The sequence below is a fragment of the Kosakonia quasisacchari genome, assembly GCF_004331415.1.
Classification (GTDB): Bacteria; Pseudomonadota; Gammaproteobacteria; order Enterobacterales; family Enterobacteriaceae; genus Kosakonia; species Kosakonia quasisacchari.
In genome coordinates this window covers 1-1185 of record NZ_SJOP01000063.1, presented here as the reverse complement: position 1 = coordinate 1185, position 1185 = coordinate 1, and the positions used below count along the sequence as shown (strand labels likewise).

General features: G+C 38.1%; 2 protein-coding genes. Both read right to left on the bottom strand.

From position 1 onward, the window contains the following. Window positions 1-205 precede the first annotated feature (205 nt). A complete protein-coding gene (locus E0L21_RS24665; RefSeq protein WP_131413832.1) occupies window positions 206-1039 on the bottom strand; it encodes a PRD domain-containing protein in 834 nt (277 codons plus the stop codon). A 24-nt stretch (window positions 1040-1063) separates the two neighbouring features. Next, window positions 1064-1185: family 1 glycosylhydrolase (locus E0L21_RS24660; RefSeq protein ID WP_131413831.1), on the bottom strand; the 122-nt coding region annotated here is incomplete at its 5' end.

The following is a 1185-nucleotide window of genomic DNA, read 5'->3' as shown; positions in this document are numbered from 1 at the left end:
ACTGGATCATATTCGGGGTCAGGATCAGAAGCTGGTTATTCCTGATTACGACTGGATCATATTCGGGGTCAGGATCAATGGATGTATTGCTAACTTTACCGCCTATTAATCAATAGGGAGCAGGTCAGCTCCAGAGTGAAAACCATAAAATGCTAACAGCCATGGTATCAACCTCAAACCTCACTCCTATTACCAAAATAAAATTTTACTTTGAATATTTACTGAGTTTACTGATATGTATGCCTAACCAGGTAAGTTCATCATTAGGAATAGCAATGGCGTAATTGCTTTTTATAAAGTCGCGAATTACCTCAGCAACCACCATAGCTTTTGGATGAAAACGAATTAATTCATTATAGAAATCGTCTGTTTCTTCTATTGCAAGACTGTTATTTAATACTCTTTCAGCGAAGTATCTTAAATGTGTAATAAACCTGGCATAGTGAATTGAATTAATATCAATATTTTGATTAAGTTTATAGCGAACAATTTCAGCAATTCTCTTCACTAACTCCACTTGCCTATGTGCATTAGTCTCATCAAATTGAGAACTTGCATTGATAATATGAAAAGCAATATGCACAGCCTCATCATCAGGAAGATTCACCGCAAATTTAGCTGATACCAAATCTCTTGCCAACTCGCCAATACTATACTCTTTCTGGTAGTAACGCTTTATTTCCCAAGTCAGTTTATTCGCAATGTTCGTATTTGTCTTACAGCGCTCGACAGCAAAATGTAAGTGTTCCGCCAAGGTAAATAATAAAACTGAATTAAGCTTTTCGTTGTAATGTGCTTGAGCCAACTTGACTATTTCATGTGTGATTTCAAAAAATTCCGCGGGAATTGTGTCCGTTAGTGACAGATAATGCCGCGACTTGAGTGCATTCAAAGGCATAAAGACCTGTTCTACACTTTGCAAGTCGATCATTGCACCTGGCTTGGTGTTAAAACCTATACCTTTGCCAAAGAGTATAATCTCTTTTCCGTCATTCTCAGCAAGCAGCATGCTGGTGTTTAAGGACTTTTTAACTTTCATCTCAGTTCCCGCGGTAGCAAATGATTAACTTAAATCAGTCCCGTTAGTCGCTATAACCTTGCGATACCAATAGAAGGAGTCCTTGCGTAACCGGTTCAACGAACCGTTTCCCTCGTCATCTTGATCTACATAAATAAAACCATAGC